At 70.4% G+C, this 14,910-nt stretch carries 16 protein-coding genes and 1 pseudogene; 2 read left to right on the top strand and 15 right to left on the bottom strand.

What is annotated here, in order from left to right; translation table 11 throughout:
* Window positions 1-293: 293 nt before the first annotated feature.
* The 8 genes and pseudogenes from ACFSJS_RS24865 to ACFSJS_RS24830 all read right to left on the bottom strand — a co-directional run bounded on the left by ACFSJS_RS24865 (window position 294) and on the right by ACFSJS_RS24830 (window position 6,055).
* Window positions 294-893, bottom strand: a complete 600-nt coding sequence (locus ACFSJS_RS24865; RefSeq protein ID WP_380904160.1) for a hypothetical protein — start codon at window positions 891-893, stop codon at window positions 294-296.
* Window positions 886-2,604, bottom strand: a complete 1,719-nt coding sequence (locus ACFSJS_RS24860; protein WP_380904158.1) for an alpha/beta hydrolase — start codon at window positions 2,602-2,604, stop codon at window positions 886-888. Before ACFSJS_RS24860 ends, ACFSJS_RS24865 begins: the two co-directional genes overlap by 8 nt.
* Before the next feature lie 112 nt (window positions 2,605-2,716).
* The gene (locus tag ACFSJS_RS24855) at window positions 2,717-3,061 is read right to left on the bottom strand and encodes a hypothetical protein (protein WP_380904156.1); all 345 of its coding nucleotides are present in this window, start codon (window positions 3,059-3,061) and stop codon (window positions 2,717-2,719) included.
* Window positions 3,062-3,270: 209 nt separating this feature from the next.
* Window positions 3,271-3,438: pseudogene (locus ACFSJS_RS24850) on the bottom strand (methyltransferase domain-containing protein); the annotation flags it as partial.
* Window positions 3,439-3,462: 24 nt separating this feature from the next.
* Complete coding sequence (locus ACFSJS_RS24845; RefSeq protein ID WP_380904154.1) at window positions 3,463-4,011, bottom strand: imidazolonepropionase-like domain-containing protein; 549 nt, start codon at window positions 4,009-4,011, stop codon at window positions 3,463-3,465.
* A 7-nt stretch (window positions 4,012-4,018) separates the two neighbouring features.
* Window positions 4,019-5,218: a cyclic dehypoxanthinyl futalosine synthase gene (mqnC, locus tag ACFSJS_RS24840; RefSeq protein WP_380904152.1), complete on the bottom strand. Its 1,200-nt coding sequence runs from the start codon at window positions 5,216-5,218 to the stop codon at window positions 4,019-4,021.
* Window positions 5,219-5,305: 87 nt separating this feature from the next.
* Window positions 5,306-5,458 carry a hypothetical protein gene (locus tag ACFSJS_RS24835; RefSeq protein ID WP_380904150.1) on the bottom strand — a complete coding sequence of 51 codons (153 nt, stop codon included), beginning with the start codon at window positions 5,456-5,458 and terminating at the stop codon, window positions 5,306-5,308.
* A gap of 162 nt (window positions 5,459-5,620) precedes the next feature.
* Window positions 5,621-6,055 carry an Rrf2 family transcriptional regulator gene (locus ACFSJS_RS24830; protein WP_380904148.1) on the bottom strand — a complete coding sequence of 145 codons (435 nt, stop codon included), beginning with the start codon at window positions 6,053-6,055 and terminating at the stop codon, window positions 5,621-5,623.
* A gap of 128 nt (window positions 6,056-6,183) precedes the next feature.
* Between ACFSJS_RS24830 and ACFSJS_RS24825 the strand changes: the two genes are divergently transcribed.
* Window positions 6,184-6,933 (top strand): SDR family NAD(P)-dependent oxidoreductase, encoded by a 750-nt coding sequence (locus ACFSJS_RS24825; RefSeq protein WP_380904146.1) that lies wholly within the window; start codon window positions 6,184-6,186, stop codon window positions 6,931-6,933.
* A gap of 763 nt (window positions 6,934-7,696) precedes the next feature.
* Here the strand turns inward: ACFSJS_RS24825 and ACFSJS_RS24820 are convergent.
* Window positions 7,697-8,572, bottom strand: a complete 876-nt coding sequence (locus ACFSJS_RS24820; RefSeq protein WP_380904144.1) for a menaquinone biosynthetic enzyme MqnA/MqnD family protein — start codon at window positions 8,570-8,572, stop codon at window positions 7,697-7,699.
* A gap of 318 nt (window positions 8,573-8,890) precedes the next feature.
* Between ACFSJS_RS24820 and ACFSJS_RS24815 the strand changes: the two genes are divergently transcribed.
* The gene (locus ACFSJS_RS24815; RefSeq protein ID WP_093660436.1) at window positions 8,891-9,094 is read left to right on the top strand and encodes a cold-shock protein; all 204 of its coding nucleotides are present in this window, start codon (window positions 8,891-8,893) and stop codon (window positions 9,092-9,094) included.
* Window positions 9,095-9,430: 336 nt separating this feature from the next.
* On the opposite strand, the gene ACFSJS_RS24810 is transcribed toward ACFSJS_RS24815, so the two are convergent.
* The 6 genes from ACFSJS_RS24810 to ACFSJS_RS24785 all read right to left on the bottom strand — a co-directional run bounded on the left by ACFSJS_RS24810 (window position 9,431) and on the right by ACFSJS_RS24785 (window position 14,857).
* Window positions 9,431-10,849 carry a dicarboxylate/amino acid:cation symporter gene (locus ACFSJS_RS24810; protein WP_380904141.1) on the bottom strand — a complete coding sequence of 473 codons (1,419 nt, stop codon included), beginning with the start codon at window positions 10,847-10,849 and terminating at the stop codon, window positions 9,431-9,433.
* 403 nt (window positions 10,850-11,252) lie between these two features.
* Window positions 11,253-11,645 carry a DUF4229 domain-containing protein gene (locus ACFSJS_RS24805; RefSeq protein WP_380904139.1) on the bottom strand — a complete coding sequence of 131 codons (393 nt, stop codon included), beginning with the start codon at window positions 11,643-11,645 and terminating at the stop codon, window positions 11,253-11,255.
* 27 nt (window positions 11,646-11,672) lie between these two features.
* Window positions 11,673-12,197, bottom strand: a complete 525-nt coding sequence (locus tag ACFSJS_RS24800; RefSeq protein WP_380904137.1) for a GNAT family N-acetyltransferase — start codon at window positions 12,195-12,197, stop codon at window positions 11,673-11,675.
* A gap of 31 nt (window positions 12,198-12,228) precedes the next feature.
* A complete protein-coding gene (gene mqnE / locus ACFSJS_RS24795) occupies window positions 12,229-13,392 on the bottom strand; it encodes an aminofutalosine synthase MqnE (RefSeq protein WP_380904135.1) in 1,164 nt (387 codons plus the stop codon).
* Between the two features lie 123 nt (window positions 13,393-13,515).
* Window positions 13,516-13,983 (bottom strand): Lrp/AsnC family transcriptional regulator, encoded by a 468-nt coding sequence (locus tag ACFSJS_RS24790; protein WP_380904133.1) that lies wholly within the window; start codon window positions 13,981-13,983, stop codon window positions 13,516-13,518.
* A 136-nt stretch (window positions 13,984-14,119) separates the two neighbouring features.
* Window positions 14,120-14,857: a UbiX family flavin prenyltransferase gene (locus ACFSJS_RS24785; RefSeq protein WP_380904131.1), complete on the bottom strand. Its 738-nt coding sequence runs from the start codon at window positions 14,855-14,857 to the stop codon at window positions 14,120-14,122.
* Window positions 14,858-14,910 lie beyond the last annotated feature (53 nt).

Raw genomic sequence — 14,910 nt, 5'->3', positions numbered from 1 at the left:
CCGAGAAGAACTGTTTCCGGCGGGCCCACGGAGAGGCCGTCCGCTGGGAACAGGAACAGCGTCGCAGGGCGCTCGAACCGGCCCTGAACGGCACCGACATCGGACCGACCGCCGTCCGCGGGAAGCGGGCGGTGACGCGAGCGGCATCCGTACCTCGTCCCGCGAGCACGACGACGCCCGCTGTGCCGGCGTGGTCCAGACCACGCCCCATGCCGCGGTTTGCCCTAGATTTTTCGTCCACCCCACCCATGTGCAGAACCCGACATCAGCGCCTTGGCGGCACTGGGCGCAGGTCACCCGCCATGAGGGCTGACTCCCTCGGGAGACTTGTAGGTGGGAGACATCACGGTGAAAGACAAAAGGTCTTCCCTGGGGCGCCCGGATGCAGTGTGTTTATCCCCTCTTTCGCTCCTGATAAGCTCCTCGACCTGCATCAGGTATTTCCGGTCTTCATGGAAGACTTCGAGTTGAAGCTGCCGGGCCTTGGAGTTCGCTCTCCCGTACTTCTCGATGGACCAGCCTTCTTCGGGTAGTTTTCTGCGCAATTCCTCCATGCCTTCCTTAATGGCGGCCGGAGAGGCTCCGGCGACCGACCAGGCATGATGCACGTAGTAGTTTCCCTCATGCTGCCCGTCGGTCCTCACGATAGGACCGGCCGGACTTACCTTCCCCCTGACCCCGGATACATCCAAAGCTCTGCTCGAAATTTCCTTGGCCTCCTCAACGGCGGATTCGGGATGCATCACCGAACGACTCGACTTCGGCGGTTCAACGGCACCCTCTCTTTCCCTCACATTCCCACATCCATTCAGAGCCAAGACGACAGTGAGGAATCCGACGAGACCAACTGGAAAACTTTTGCCCCGACGAAACGAAGGCGATGCCTCAGTCATAAGTCACCTCATTGTAATTTCCGGAGATCACTCGCGCTTGATTGAGGAGACTCTCCGAGGACCGCTTGCTATCGTCGTTGTAGTCCCAATAACCGCTATGCCCCTCCGTATCGGTCGCCATGCGGTTCGCCCCGAACAACTCATCACTCGGGGTGATGAAAGCGCCGCCACCCAACCTCACATCGTGTCCACCGTGACCCCAGCGGCCGATTTCCACCACCATGTCATCTTCATCGGCTCGCTGGCTCCACACATGCCCCTCGGGTACGTCCATTTCGGATGCCTTGCCGACTTGAACGCCAGGGCTTCCGGCAAATATCACGTCGTCCGTGTTCAGTTCCCCTTGACGTGCCGCAGAGCCCACAACCGTGGTGCCGTAGCTGTGACTCACCACTGTGGTGTGGCTTTCTGAATCTCTGGCATGAGAGGCATCGAGCCCATTCATAAATTGGTTCAACCTGGGGGCGGCGTCGTCGGCGTAGCGACTGAGAGGCGATTCTGTAATCACGTTCTGCGGAGCATCGTATCCATACCAGGCGATGGTGGATACATCCTCCTCCGGAGCCAGCTTGGAACTTTCGGTCCATAGTGCGCTGGAACGATCCATCCCGGTTTGGATGTCCCCCAAGCGCGCCCCTGTCCCCGGCACGAACACGGCTGTGTGGTCGGCGGTGTCGGGGTTGCCGTTGGCGATGACAGCGTGGCCCAGGTTCTTTGTGTCGAATCCGAGGAGGTAGGCCTCGGGCAGGCCGTTCTTGCCCGTCTGGTCGAAACGGTTCTCGATGGCCCTCATACCCTTGCCCAGCTCGTCCAGCCGCTTTCGCTCCTCTTCCCACTCCCGCCAGTCGGAGTTCTCCACCCTCGCCGTCTCACCCTTCACCGAGACGGAGCGGTACCTTTCCGGCTCCCGGGTCAGGTGCTTGGCCAGCGCGTCGGCGGTGCGGGCCTGTTCCTCGTTGAGCACCACACGGTTGGCACTGTCGCGAACCTCGGCCGGGAGGCCGTCGAGGGCGCCGACGCTCGCCGGATACAGGGACACGTAGGCATCCCGCTCATCGGCGGAAAGCGCCTTCCACCACTTGGCGTTCTCTTCCGGGGACTTGCCCTGAGGGATGCCGTTCTTCTCGTAGTTGTCGCCAACGGCCTTGTGAACCACCCGGCGGTCGGATCCGGCATCCGCCCACTGGGCGCTTCCGACCTTCAGTCCTCGCTCGGCGGTGAGCTTGGACAAGATCTTCGCGTACTGCTCGTCGATTCGCCGGGCGTCGTCCAGCGCGCCGAGGACAGCCGCGCTGATGTCCTCGGCCAGGCGCTTCTTCGGGTTCGCTCCGACCTCGAGCCGTCCGGCGTTGGGCATGGCCGGGGTGACCGGGCGGGTGCGCTCCTCGAACAGGTCGCTGGTCCGCCCGCGGACCGTGCCGCCCGGCACCTCCTTGCCGTCCAGTCCCTTGGCCGCCGGGTAGGCGACCGAGCCGTCGTCGCCGACGGTCAGCCCGTTCGCCTCGGCGTCGCCCAACGCTCGCTTCAACTTCCGCTGCGGCTCGCCGAGGTCATCGGCCAGACCGTTCAGGGCCGTCTGGATCAGCCCGCACTCCACCTGGATGTACTGGTAGTTGCGGCTGAGTCTCTCCAGAGCCTTGAAGGCCGCGTCCTTGGTATTGCCCTCCTGCGCCCGGATTTTGGCGAGCATCTGCTGGTCCGCCCAGTCCATGTCCGCCTTGGCCTGGTCACTGATCTTCTTCCAGCCGTCGGCCGCCTTCTCTTACTGCGACCGCTTCAAGTCCCGCAACTGGGCGACCGTCACCATCCCCGCGTCACTCTTCTCACGAGAAGTCCGCGATGGGGGATCTGGGGCGACCGTCGTGCCAGGAGGGCTTCGCCGACTGCGGGGCCATCTTCTCCTTGATGTCGGCCTCGTTGCCGTCGTGGGCCCCCGCCGCGTTGGCGAAGGCCGTCCTCAGGCGCGCGCACTCGCTGCGCACGTCCCGCAGCCGACCCTCCCAACTGCTGCGCACTTTCCCCAGTGTTCCCGTGCAGGTGAAGCCTTCGGTCGCAGCGGCCAGCCCGGCGTGCGCCTTTTCCAACCCGGCGAGAGCGGTGGTCATCCGCCCGTGCAGCGTCCCCGTCTTCTTCGCGAGGTCCCGCAACGCCGCCGTGTCGATGTCCAAGTCGGGTACGCCACCGCCACCCGTCGGTGTCCCGCCCCTCGTCTGCGCCCCGTTCAAGCGCGTCCCGACGGTCGTCCATTCGTCCGCGAACCCCACGGTCTCCGTCCCCCTGACAGTACGGCGGTCGATCCGCAGGGAACGTAGCAGCGCGGATGCGCTCCGTGCCTGAGTACGCCCGCCTATGTTTTCCGGCCACGCATTCTGGCCATGACCAGGTCGAACACGTCGTCCGCGAACGGCAGCCGCGTCGCGTCGCCTGCGGTGAACGGCATCCACGGCTCGCGCCTCTTCCCCTCCCGCAGCATCCCGAGGGAGAAGTCGCACGGCACGGTGTACGCCCCGGAGAGGGCGAACGGCACGGACGGCCGCCCGCCGCCGCACTGGGTGCGGAAGTGAACCGCTCAGGCGCGGCGGTGGAGCAGGCGGCCGGCGAGGGACGTGGCCAGGCAGAGGCCGTCGGCGTCGTGGACGGCGAAGTCCGCGCGGCCGCCCGGGGAGAGGACGGACGGGCGGGGGGACGGGAGGACGGTCAGGCCCGAGCGCCGGACGGCCGTGCGGACGGCGGGGCGGGTGAAGGGGCCGACGAGGGACGTGGCGCCCTCGCTCAGCAGGCGCTGAAGGCCGCGGCGGGCGCTGGCGCCCCAGCGGGTCTCGTCCATGTCCAGAGCGGCCAGGGCGGCACCGGTCAGCGGTTCCGTGCCGAGGGCGCCGGCCTCGCGCGGATCGGGGTGGTAGGCGGCTTCCAGCCACGCCGCCGCGTCGGCCGCGCAGCGGCCGGGACCCAGGGTGCCGGGCCAGCGGCGGATCCGGGCCCCCGGGTGTGCCGCTTCCAGTTCGTCCAGGGGTCCGATCGCCGTGACGTGGTTGCCCTCGACCGCCACCGCGTGCCCGGGCAGCGGCTCGCCGTCCTCGGTGAGGCGGACGGCGAGCGGGGCGTGGAGGGTGGGCACGGCCGGGTCAGTCGGCGCCGAGGAGCCTGAGCTCCGGGTGGGCCGTGCCGCCCTCGATGGCGGTGGAGGACAGGTGGGAGACGACACGGTCGTCCACCGGGTCGTTCGCCGGGTCGTCGTGGACCACCAGGTGCTCGTACGTCGTCGAGCGCTGCGCCGGGACGCGGCCGGCCTTGCGGATGAGGTCGATCAGCTCCATGCGGTTGGAGCGGTGCTTCGCCCCGGCGGAGGAGACGACGTTCTCCTCCAGCATCACCGAGCCCAGGTCGTCCGCGCCGTAGTGCAGGGAGAGCTGGCCGACCTCCTTGCCCGTCGTCAGCCACGAGCCCTGGATGTGGGCGACGTTGTCCAGGAAGAGCCGGGCGACGGCCAGGATGCGCAGGTACTCGAAGATCGTCGCCTGGGTGCGGCCCTTGAGGTGGTTGTTCTCCGGCTGGTAGGTGTACGGGATGAAGGCGCGGAAGCCGCCGGTGCGGTCCTGCACGTCGCGGATCATCCGCAGGTGCTCGATCCGCTCGGCGTTGGTCTCGCCGGTGCCCATCAGCATCGTGGAGGTGGACTCCACACCCAGCCGGTGGGCGGTCTCCATGATCTCCAGCCAGCGTTCGCCGGACTCCTTCAGCGGCGCGATCGCCTTGCGCGGGCGCTCCGGCAGCAGTTCGGCGCCGGCCCCGGCGAAGGAGTCCAGGCCCGCGTCGCGGATGCGGGTGATGGCCTCCTCGACCGTCACGCCCGAGACCCGGGCCATGTGCTCGACCTCGGAGGCGCCCAGCGAGTGGATCACCAGCTCCGGGAAGCGCTTCTTGATCGCCGAGAAGTGCTCCTCGTAGTACTCCACGCCGAAGTCGGGGTGGTGCCCGCCCTGGAACATGATCTGGGTGCCGCCGAGGGCCACCGTCTCCTCGCAGCGGCGCAGGATGTCGTCCAGGTCGCGCGTCCAGCCCTTGGCGGTGTCCTTGGGGGCGGCGTAGAACGCGCAGAACCTGCAGGCGGTCACGCAGACGTTGGTGTAGTTGATGTTCCGCTCGATGATGTACGTGGCGATGTGCTCGGTGCCCGCGTACCGGCGGCGGCGCGCCGCGTCGGCGGCCCGGCCCAGCGCGTGCAGCGGGGCGTGCCGGTAGAGCTCCAACGCCTCTTCCGCACTGATCCGCCCGCCTCCGGCGGCGTGGTCGAGTACGGACGTCAGGTCGGCGTTCTCGGTCACCGGGGAGGTCCTTTCGGGTCGGTCCGGCGCGTCCTGGCACAGCGCCCGACCCAGCGTACGCCAGGGGTCCGGCGGTACTCCGACCGGTCAGGCCCGTCCGCCCGGACGGTCATTCCACCCTGGTGAGCTCCCCTTCGGGGTGGCCCGCGCCTCCGCCGGCTGCTTGGCCGGCTGTTCTTCGAGTTCGTCCGGCTCCGCGCGCCGCGTGGTGATCCGTTCCAGCAGCTCGGGATCCAGCATGCATCGGATCCTGGAAGGCCGTCCGGTCACGGTGAGTGCGAACCGACAAGATGGTCCTGGAGCGAGAGATGGCGCAACCGTCATCGGCGTGACTGGTTGCCAGGCTGTTCACTGGCTTGGGCGTCGATGGGGATCTTGGTGATGTCAAGGCGTAACGGGGGGCTAGCGAGGTGCCGCGAGTACGCCCCGGAGTACGTCCTCGAGCGTGACGCGGGCCAGCTCGTGTCTCAGGGTCTCCTCGATGCCCTCGTAGATGCTCTGCATCGCCGGCTGGATGCCGTAACCCACCACGCATCCCTGGTCCGGGGTGGCGCGGTGCATCGCGAACAGCGGGCCGGGTTCCACTGCCTCGTACACGTCGAGCAGGGTTATCGACTCCAGCTCGCGCGCCAGCGACCAGCCCGCGCCCACGCCCCGCCGGGACTCCACGAGCCCGGCCCTGCGCAGCTCGCCGAGCAGCCGCCTGATCACCACGGGGTTGGTGTTCGCGCTGGTCGCGATCTGCTCGGAGGTGGCGACCTCATGGCCCTGGCGCTGGTAGAGACCGATCCAGGCCAGCGCGTGGGCGGCAATGGTCAACCTGCTGTTGGCACTCATGAAGCCCTCCTCTCGGCCGCAACGCTTTATGTTACGACGGTGCGGTCGTAACAACAAAGGTTGCAACACCTTGTCGTAACAATTAGTGTTGCGACCGCCGGGAAGGGTCAATCAACGAGGTGAGAAGAATGAGCAAGCCACTCATGGGCAAGGTCGCCTTGGTCACCGGGGGGTCGCGCGGACTGGGAGCCGCGACCGTACGGCTGCTGGCCGAGCAGGGCGCCGACGTCGCCTTCACCTACGTCAGCTCCGAGAAGCAGGCGCAGGCCGTCGTCGACGAGGTGCATGGCAAGGGAGCCAAGGCCGTCGCCTTCCAGTCCGACCAGGCAGACACGAGCCGGGCGCCGGCGCTGATCGACGACGTGGTCGCGCACTTCGGCGGCCTGGACATCCTCGTCAACAACGCGGCGATCTCCGTGGCCGGCACGGTGGACGACCCGGACGCCGACACCGCCGCACTGGACCGGATGCACGCCACCAACTACCTCGGCGTGATCGCCGTCATCCGGGCCGCCTCCCGAGTGCTGCGCGAGGGCGGCCGCATCATCACGGTGAGTTCCGGACTGGGCTCCCGGGTCGGCGCCCCCGGTCTTGCCGACTACGCGGCGACCAAGTCCGGGATCGAGAGGTACACCATGGGCGTCGCACGCGACCTCGGACCCCGGAACATCACGGCCAACGTCGTGGAGGCCGGGCTGATGGAGGGCGGCATGCAACCGCCGGACCCCGAGACCCTCGATGCCCTGGTCAGCTCGCTGTCTCTGCAACGCATGGGGCACCCCGGCGAAATCGCCGCGGCGATCGCCTTCCTGGCGAGCCCCGCCGCGTCGTACGTCACGGGCGCGGTACTGGACGCCCACGGCGGCTACAACGCCTGAACCCGAACCCCTGCCGCGCGCCCCGAAGGACATCGCGCCTTCGGGGCGCGCACGGCCGGCGAACCGCGACAAGGCGTACGTCTCGAAGGCTGTGCGCGTGAGCTGCGACGCCGCTGCATCCAGGCGCCGATCCCCCGCAAGGGCTCCCCGAACATCAAGGGCCCAGGCAGGCTCCGCCAGTCGCCGAGTGGACCTTCGCCCTGCTCCACCGGTTCAAACGCCTCGCGGTCCGCTGGAACAACGTGTCGAACTCCACGGCGCCCTCCTCTCGTTGACTTGCAGCCTCGTCTGCTCCACACGCCTCGAGAAGACCGGATCGTGATCGCGTTACGAGCTCCAAGGGGAGCGGCTCCCCACGAACGGTCTTCTCCGCGGACTGCCGGCCACGACCGGAGTGAGTCCCCCGAGCACGGGTCACACCGGCCCTTCGGCCTGCGCCTTCAAGTCGGTGGAGGCTCAGTGCCCCGGCGCCGCCGAGGCAGGTACGGGGGAGGGGGCCGGGGCGCATGGGCCCGGCGGGCGGCGGCTCCTGCTCGGCCTCCAGCCGGGGGCTTGGCGTCCCGGTGCACCAGGCCGAGCCCGTGGGCGGCGGCCAGGGCCTCGGCGAGCCCGGCGCCCAGCGGCCAGCGCCCAGCGCCCGCACGGTGCGCTCGGGCAGCGGCCCGTGTCCGTCGACGGCCCAGCAGCCGGTACGCGCCGACGGTTCGGGGGTCGTCCGCCTCCAGCGGCTGCGTGTCCTCGTCCTCCCCGTCGAACCGCGGCCTCAGCTCAGGAGTTCGACGCGCACGTCGGCCGGGTATCCGGTGGCGGGCCCGGTGCGGCGGGCGAATTCGGCTATGCCGCCGAGCTGCTCCCGGCCCAGCCGGAAGTCCAGCGTGGTGAAGTAGCGTTCCAGCAGCTCGGCGTCGAACGCCTCCCAGCGGGCCGCCTGCTCGGCCACCTTGCCGACCTCCTCCAGGGACAGGTCGCGGGAGGCGAGGAAGGCCCGGTGGACCTCGCGGACGGTCTCCGGCTCGCGCTCCAGGTAGTCGCGGCGGACCGCCCAGACCGCGAAGACGAAGGGCAGGCCCGTCCACTCCTTCCACATCTGGCCCAGGTCGTGGACCCGGAGTCCGAGCCGGGGCGCGTCGTGGAGGGAGGCGCGCAGGGCGGCGTCGCCGATCAGCACGGCGGCCTGGGCCTCCTGCATCATCAGGCCGAGGTCGGGCGGGCAGGTGTAGTAGTCGGGGGCCAGGCCGTACCGCTCGGCGAGGAGCAGCTGGGCCAGCCGCACCGAGGTGCGGGAGGTGGAGCCCAGGGCGACGCGCTCGCCGTCGAGGGCCTCCAGCGGCCCCTTGGAGACGATGACGCAGGACATCACCGGGCCGTCGCAGCCCACCGCGATGTCGGGCAGGGCGACCAGCCGGCCGGCGTTGCGGAGGAATTCCACCAGGGTCACGGGACCGATGTCGAGTGTCCCGTCCACCAGCTGTTCGCTCAGTTTCTCCGGGGTGTCCTTGGTGAGTTCCAGGTCGAGCAGGGTGCCGGTGCGGGCCAGGCCCCAGTACAGGGGCAGGCAGTTGAGGAACTGGATGTGCCCGACACGGGGCCGCCTGCGGAGGGGGTCGGCGACGGGCTGGTCCGAGGCAGTTGTTTCCACCCGGCGAGGCTATCCCCGCGGCCCGGAGGCGTCCGCCGCGGGGCTCGGACGGGGCGTCCCGCGGGTCGGGAGGGTGGGTCCGGTGCAGGCCGGAGGGCCCTGACCGGGGACTTCGCCGGGTACTCACCCGGACGGGTGCACCACTTCCCGATCTCCCTTCCGCTCCCGGGGGCACCGTGCTAAAGTCGAAGCAAGTTGCAGTTTGGTTTCCCTTGCAGTACAGAGCCTGCGGAGCATGTGACCGCGGGCTCTCGTCGTTTTCAGAGTTCTTTACGGGGTTCTGGAGCAGGGCAACCCTTATAGGCCCAAGGAGGGCTTATGGCTACCGGAACCGTCAAGTGGTTCAACGCCGAAAAGGGCTTTGGTTTCATCGCCCAGGACGGCGGCGGTCCCGATGTGTTCGTTCACTACTCCGCGATCAACGCGAACGGTTTCCGTTCCCTGGAGGAGAACCAGGCGGTCACCTTCGACGTGACGCAGGGCCCGAAGGGTCCGCAGGCGGAGAACGTCACCGCGGCCTGAGTTGCCCCGGCTCGGCCAGAACCCTGGCCGTGTCGGCGCCCGCCTCGCCGAGGCGGCACGGCGCCGGCAGACGACCGGATAAGAAGTACCCAAGGAGCCCCCGCCCCCGGCGGGGGCTCCTGCCTTTGCCCGGACGCGCGGGGGGACGGGCACCCGCGGGGGCGGGCCGTCCGTCCGGCCGCACCGGCGGGCTCCTGCCTGCGGCCCTCCGGGCGCCGCGGGTGCCGGAACGCCGGCGGGCCCCGCCCCTCCCGGTCCCCGTGCGGGGTCGGGAGGGGCGGGGCCCGTCGTGCCGGGGCCGGCGGAACCGGTGGGACCGGTTGCGCGGCCGGCGGATCAGGCGGTGGCGGTGGCCGGGCCGCCGCGGCGGCGGCCGGCGCCGTCGGCGCCCTCCGGCCCGGGGCCGGCGTCGCTGTCGGCCTCGTCGATGTCGAAGCTCCGGGCGCTGTGGAAGGCGTCCAGGTCGAGGATCTTCTCGCGGGCCGAGACCAGGACGGGGACGACGGCCTGGCCGGCGACGTTGGTGGCGGTCCGGATCATGTCCAGGATCGGGTCGATCGCCAGCAGCAGACCCACGCCCTCCAGCGGCAGGCCGAGGGTGGAGAGGGTCAGCGTGGTCATCACCGTGGCGCCGGTCAGGCCCGCGGTGGCGGCCGAGCCGATGACCGAGACGAACGCGATCAGCAGGTAGTCGCCGATGCCCAGGGTGACCCCGAAGATCTCCGCGACGAAGATCGCGGCGAGCGCGGGGTAGACCGCGGCGCAGCCGTCCATCTTGGTCGTGGCGCCGAACGGGACGGCGAACGAGGCGTACTCCTTCGGCACGCCCAGCCGCTCGGTGACCTTCTGGGTCAGCGGCATGGTGCCGACCGAGGAACGGGAGACGAAGGCGAGCTGGATGGCCGGCCAGGCGCCGCGGAAGAACTGCAGCGGGTTGACCCGGGCGACCGTCGCCAGCAGCAGCGGGTAGACGCCGAACATCACCAGCAGGGAGCCGACGTAGACGTCGGCGGTGAAGGTCGCGTACTGGCCGATCAGGTTCCAGCCGTACTCGTTGATCGCACGGCCGATCAGGCCGAGGGTGCCCAGCGGGGCGAGCCGGATGACCCACCACAGGGCCTTCTGGAGCAGGGCGAGCGCGGCCTCGGCGAAGGAGAGCAGCGGCTCGGCCTTCTCACCGATGCGCAGCGCGGCGATGCCGGCGACGGCGGCCATGAAGACGATCTGCAGGACGTTCAGCTCGGTGAACGGTGTGATCACGTCCTTGGGGACGATCCCGGTCAGGAAGTCCAGCCAGGAGCCGGAGCTCTCGGGCCGGGCGCCGTCCTTCGGGGAGAGGCCGGTGCCCTGGCCGGGGTCGGTCAGCAGGCCGATGCCCAGGCCGATCGCGACGGCGATCAGCGAAGTGGCCATGAACCACAGCAGGGTGCGGGTGGCCAGCCGGGCGGCGCCCGAGACGTTCCGCAGGTTGGTGATCGAGACGGTGATCGCGAAGAACACCAGCGGGCCGACGGCCAGCTTCAGCAGCTGGACGAAGGTGCCGCCGATCCTGTCCAGGGCGGTGCCCAGCCAGGCGATGTCGCCGCTGCGGGCGGCCCAGCCGAGCAGGGCGCCGAGCACCAGGCCCAGCAGGATCTGGGCCCAGAACGGCACTCTGGGCAGGCGTATTCGGCTCTTCTGCGGGGCCTGCGCGCCGGGGTTGCCGGCCGTGCTGGATGACGCGTTGGAGGACACGGACACACTCCGGTGAGACATCGGGGGACGGAGTTCTCGGCGTTCTCGGTTCGTGCCGAGAACTCGACGGTCCCGGAAAACTCGGAAAGGGGGAAGAGCGCGCCGGAGGACCGTCCGGCCGCGGGCGGGGCGCCGACTCAGCGGCGACAGGCCGCCGACAGACAGCGGCAGAGGTCGACGTGCAGCCGGGCCACGAGCATGGTGCTCCTGGCCTGGGAAGGGGTGCGGGCTGCTGTCGTCACGGTCCTCAACGCTAGCACTGGGCTGGTGGTGCCCTACCGGAACCTCCCGGGAGAGCGGCGTACGCCGACGCACAACGCCCCGCCGGGGAAGGGCATTCCCGGCGGGGCGCACGCGAGGGGCGTGATACGGATCACGGGGGGGCGCACGGACCGGGGGCGGGCCCCGGCCGTGGCCGGCGGGCTCAGGCGGCCCCGTCCTCCTGGCTCTGGTTGGCGGCCAGCCGCTGCTTGGCGCGGTCCACGCGCTCGGCGATCTGCACGGACATCTCGTCGCGCTGCCGGCGCAGCAGCACGAGGCTGAGCGGCGCGGAGACGACCATGGCGAGCATCAGCAGCCACAGCGGGTTGGCCCTGCCGATCGCCTCGGGCAGGACACCGACGTAGGCGAGCACCGCGACGACCACGAAGCAGGCGGCGAAGACGCCCAGCCGCAGGGCCGTGTAGCGGAGCGCGGCGTGCGGGGTGCGGCGGACCGGCGCGGTGTCCGCCGCGGTGGCGGCCGCGGCGCCCTCGACGGCCTTCGGTGCCGTGTCCGGCGCGTCCTTCGGGGTGCCGGTCTCCGGAGTGCTGGTCACGGTTGTGGTCCTTTCGGTGCGGCCCGGTCAGCGGAGCTGGAGCCACATGGTGATGTCGTCCCGGAAGTCGTCGTCCGCGACCCTGATGGCGCCGGGAACCCTGCCGACCTCCTTGTAGCCGCACGACTCGTAGAAGCGCTCCAGCCCGAGCCCGCCGCGGCAGGTGAGCCGGATGCCCCGGACGCCCTCCAGGCCCGCGGCGGCGTCGGCCGCGGCGGCCATCAGCGCCCGGCCCTCGCCCCGGCCCTGGCGGTCGGGGTGCAGCATCACGGTGTACAGCCACACCCAGTGTCGCATCAACCGGTGTGAATTCAGCGTGAGGAAGGCGGTGCCCGCCAACCTCCCGTCCTCGTCGAGCGCCGCCAGCAGCCGCGCCCGCCCCTCGGCCATCGCCACCAGGTGCCGGACGGCCTCGGGGCGGACGTCCCCGGCGGTGACGGGCGGCACGAAGCCGACGGCGCCGCCGGCGTTGACCACGTCCGCCCACAGAGCGCACACGTCCTCGGTCAGCCGCCGGTCGACCGGCGGGTCGAGTACGTACCGCAGTGCCACCGTGCCGCCTCCCGTCTCCTCGCCCGCCCGCTCAGATCCGCATCGGCTGCGGGGACTCGCGCCGCGCCGGGTCGGGGCCGTCGTACTCGCGGATGACCTCATAGCGGGTGTTGCGCTCGACGGGGCGGAACCCGGCGTCGCGGATCAGCTCCAGCAGGTCCTCGCGGGTGAGCTTGTCGGGGGTGCCGTAGTTGTCCGCGTCGTGCGTGATCTTGTACTCGACGACCGAGCCGTCCATGTCGTCCGCGCCGTGCTGGAGGGCGAGCTGGGCGGTCTGCACGCCGTGCATCACCCAGAACACCTTCACGTGGGGCACGTTGTCGAACAGCAGCCGGGAGACGGCGAAGGTCTTCAGCGCCTCCGCGCCGGTGGCCATCGTGGTGCGGGCCTGGAGGCGGTTGCGGATCTTGCCGTCCTTCATGTCGACGAAGTCGTGCTGGTAGCGCAGCGGGATGAAGACCTGGAAGCCGCCGGTCTCGTCCTGGAGCTCGCGCAGCCGCAGCACGTGGTCCACCCGGTGGCGGGGCTCCTCGATGTGCCCGTACAGCATCGTGCAGGGCGTCTTGAGGCCCTTCTCGTGCGCCAGGCGGTGGATGCGCGACCAGTCCTCCCAGTGGGTGCGGTGGTCGACGATGTGCTGCCGCACCTCCCAGTCGAAGATCTCCGCGCCGCCGCCGGTCAGCGACTCCAGGCCGGCGTCGATCAGCTCGTCGAGGATCTCCGACGCCGACAGGCCCGAGATCGTCTCGAAGTGGTGGATCTCGGTGGCGGTGAACGCCTTCAGCGACACCTGCGGCAGGGCCTTCTTCAGCTCCCGCAGCGAGCGCGGGTAGTACCGCCAGGGCAGGGTGGGGTGCAGGCCGTTGACGATGTGGAGCTCGGTGAGGTTCTCGCCCTCCATCGCCTTGGCCAGCCGCACGGCCTCCTCGATGCGCATGGTGTACGCGTCCTTCTCCCCCGGCTTGCGCTGGAAGGAGCAGTAGGCGCACGAGGCCGTGCACACGTTGGTCATGTTCAGGTGGCGGTTGATGTTGAAGTGGACGACGTCGCCGTTGAGCCTGGTGCGCACCTCGTGGGCGAGACCGCCCAGCCAGGCCAGGTCGTCGGACTCGTACAGGGCGATGCCGTCCTCGCGGGTCAGCCGTTCGCCCGCACGGACCTTCTCCTCCAGCTCACGCTTGAGCCCAGCGTCCATGCGTCGCCGCCTCCTTGTTCCTGTGTGCGGGGGTTGCGGGTCCTGCGGCCGTCCGCGGGGGGCGGCCCGACGAGCCTACGCCTGCCCCCTCCGGCCGTGGGCCGGGACCCCGTCCGGTGTGGGTCAGCGGCCGTCGCCCTCGGTCTCGGGGAGCTCGCCGACGCGGTTCTCCCACTTGGTGGAGAGCACGATGGTGGTGCGGGTCCGGGAGACGCCCTTGGTGCCCGAGAGGCGGCGGATCGTCCGCTCCAGGCCGTCCACGTCGGTGGCGCGGACCTTGAGCATGAAGGAGTCGTCCCCGGCGATGAACCAGCAGTCCTCGATCTCGGCCAGGTCCCGCAGCCGGTCCACCACGTCCTCGTGGTCCACGGCGTCCGAGAGCTGGATGCCGATCAGCGCGGTGACGCCCAGGCCCAGCGAGGGCGCGTCCACCGTCGCCCGGTAGCCGGTGATCACCCCGGCCGCCTCCAGGCGGTTGATGCGGTCGGTCACGCTGGGGCCGGAGAGGCCGACGAGCCGGCCCAGTTCGGCGTAGGAGGCCCTGCCGTTCTCGCGCAGCGCCTGGATGAGCTGCCTGTCCACCGCGTCCATGCGTCTGGTGCCTTCCGTCTTCCGCGCCGCCGGTGCCGTCGGGGGCCGCCGGTGCCGTCGCCAGTGCCGTCGATGTGCCGGTGCCGTCGTCTTCCGAGTTTCCCTGATCGAATCTAAGGCATACGGGGATACGGCCCTACGACTGACCCTGTGCGGCCCCCAACTCGCCTTTCCATCGGCGGTAGAGCGTGTGGGGGACATCCATCGCGTCCAGCACCCGGCCCGCCACGAAGTCCACCAGGTCCCGGATGTGGACCGCGCCCGCGTAGAACGCCGGGGAGGCGGGCAGCACCACGGCGCCGGCCTCGTCGAGGGCGACCATGTGCCGGAGCGTCTGACCGTTCAGGGGCGTCTCGCGGACGGCGACGACCAGCGGGCGGCGCTCCTTGAGGGTGACGCTCGCGGTGCGCTGGAGCAGGTCCTTGGACAGGCCCAGGGCGATCCCCGCGACGGAGGCGGTGGAGGCCGGGACGACGGCCATGCCCCTGGCCGGATACGAGCCCGACGACGGCCCGGCGGCCAGGTCGCCGGCCGGCCAGTACCGCACGGTGCCGCCGGCCGCGCCGCCGTCGAGGCCGGGGCCGCGGACGGTGAGGGCGAGGACGTCCGCGCCGGGCTCCCCGGCCGCCACCTCGTAGGCGTCGGGGCTGCCGTCCGCGCCGCGGGACAGCCAGCGGCGCAGGTCGTCGCGCCAGTGGGCGTCGCGGAAGGGGTGCCCGGTCTCGTCCAGCAGCGTCAGCCGGGAGGCCCGGCTGACCACCAGGTCCACGTCCTCCCCGGCCGCCAGCAGCGCCCGCAGCACCGAGGCGGCGTACGGCGTCCCGGACGCCCCGGACACACCGACGATCCACGGCCGTCGCACACTGTCTCCCACGGCACCGAGCCTAACGGCCGCCGCGCCGCCCCCCGCCCCCGCACCTACCGGTG

Origin of the sequence: Streptomyces desertarenae (assembly GCF_042681365.1) — a bacterium.
GTDB lineage: Bacteria > Actinomycetota > Actinomycetes > Streptomycetales > Streptomycetaceae > Streptomyces > Streptomyces desertarenae.
The sequence above is the reverse complement of the archived record's forward strand: the minus strand, read 5'-3'. Positions and strand labels throughout refer to the sequence as shown.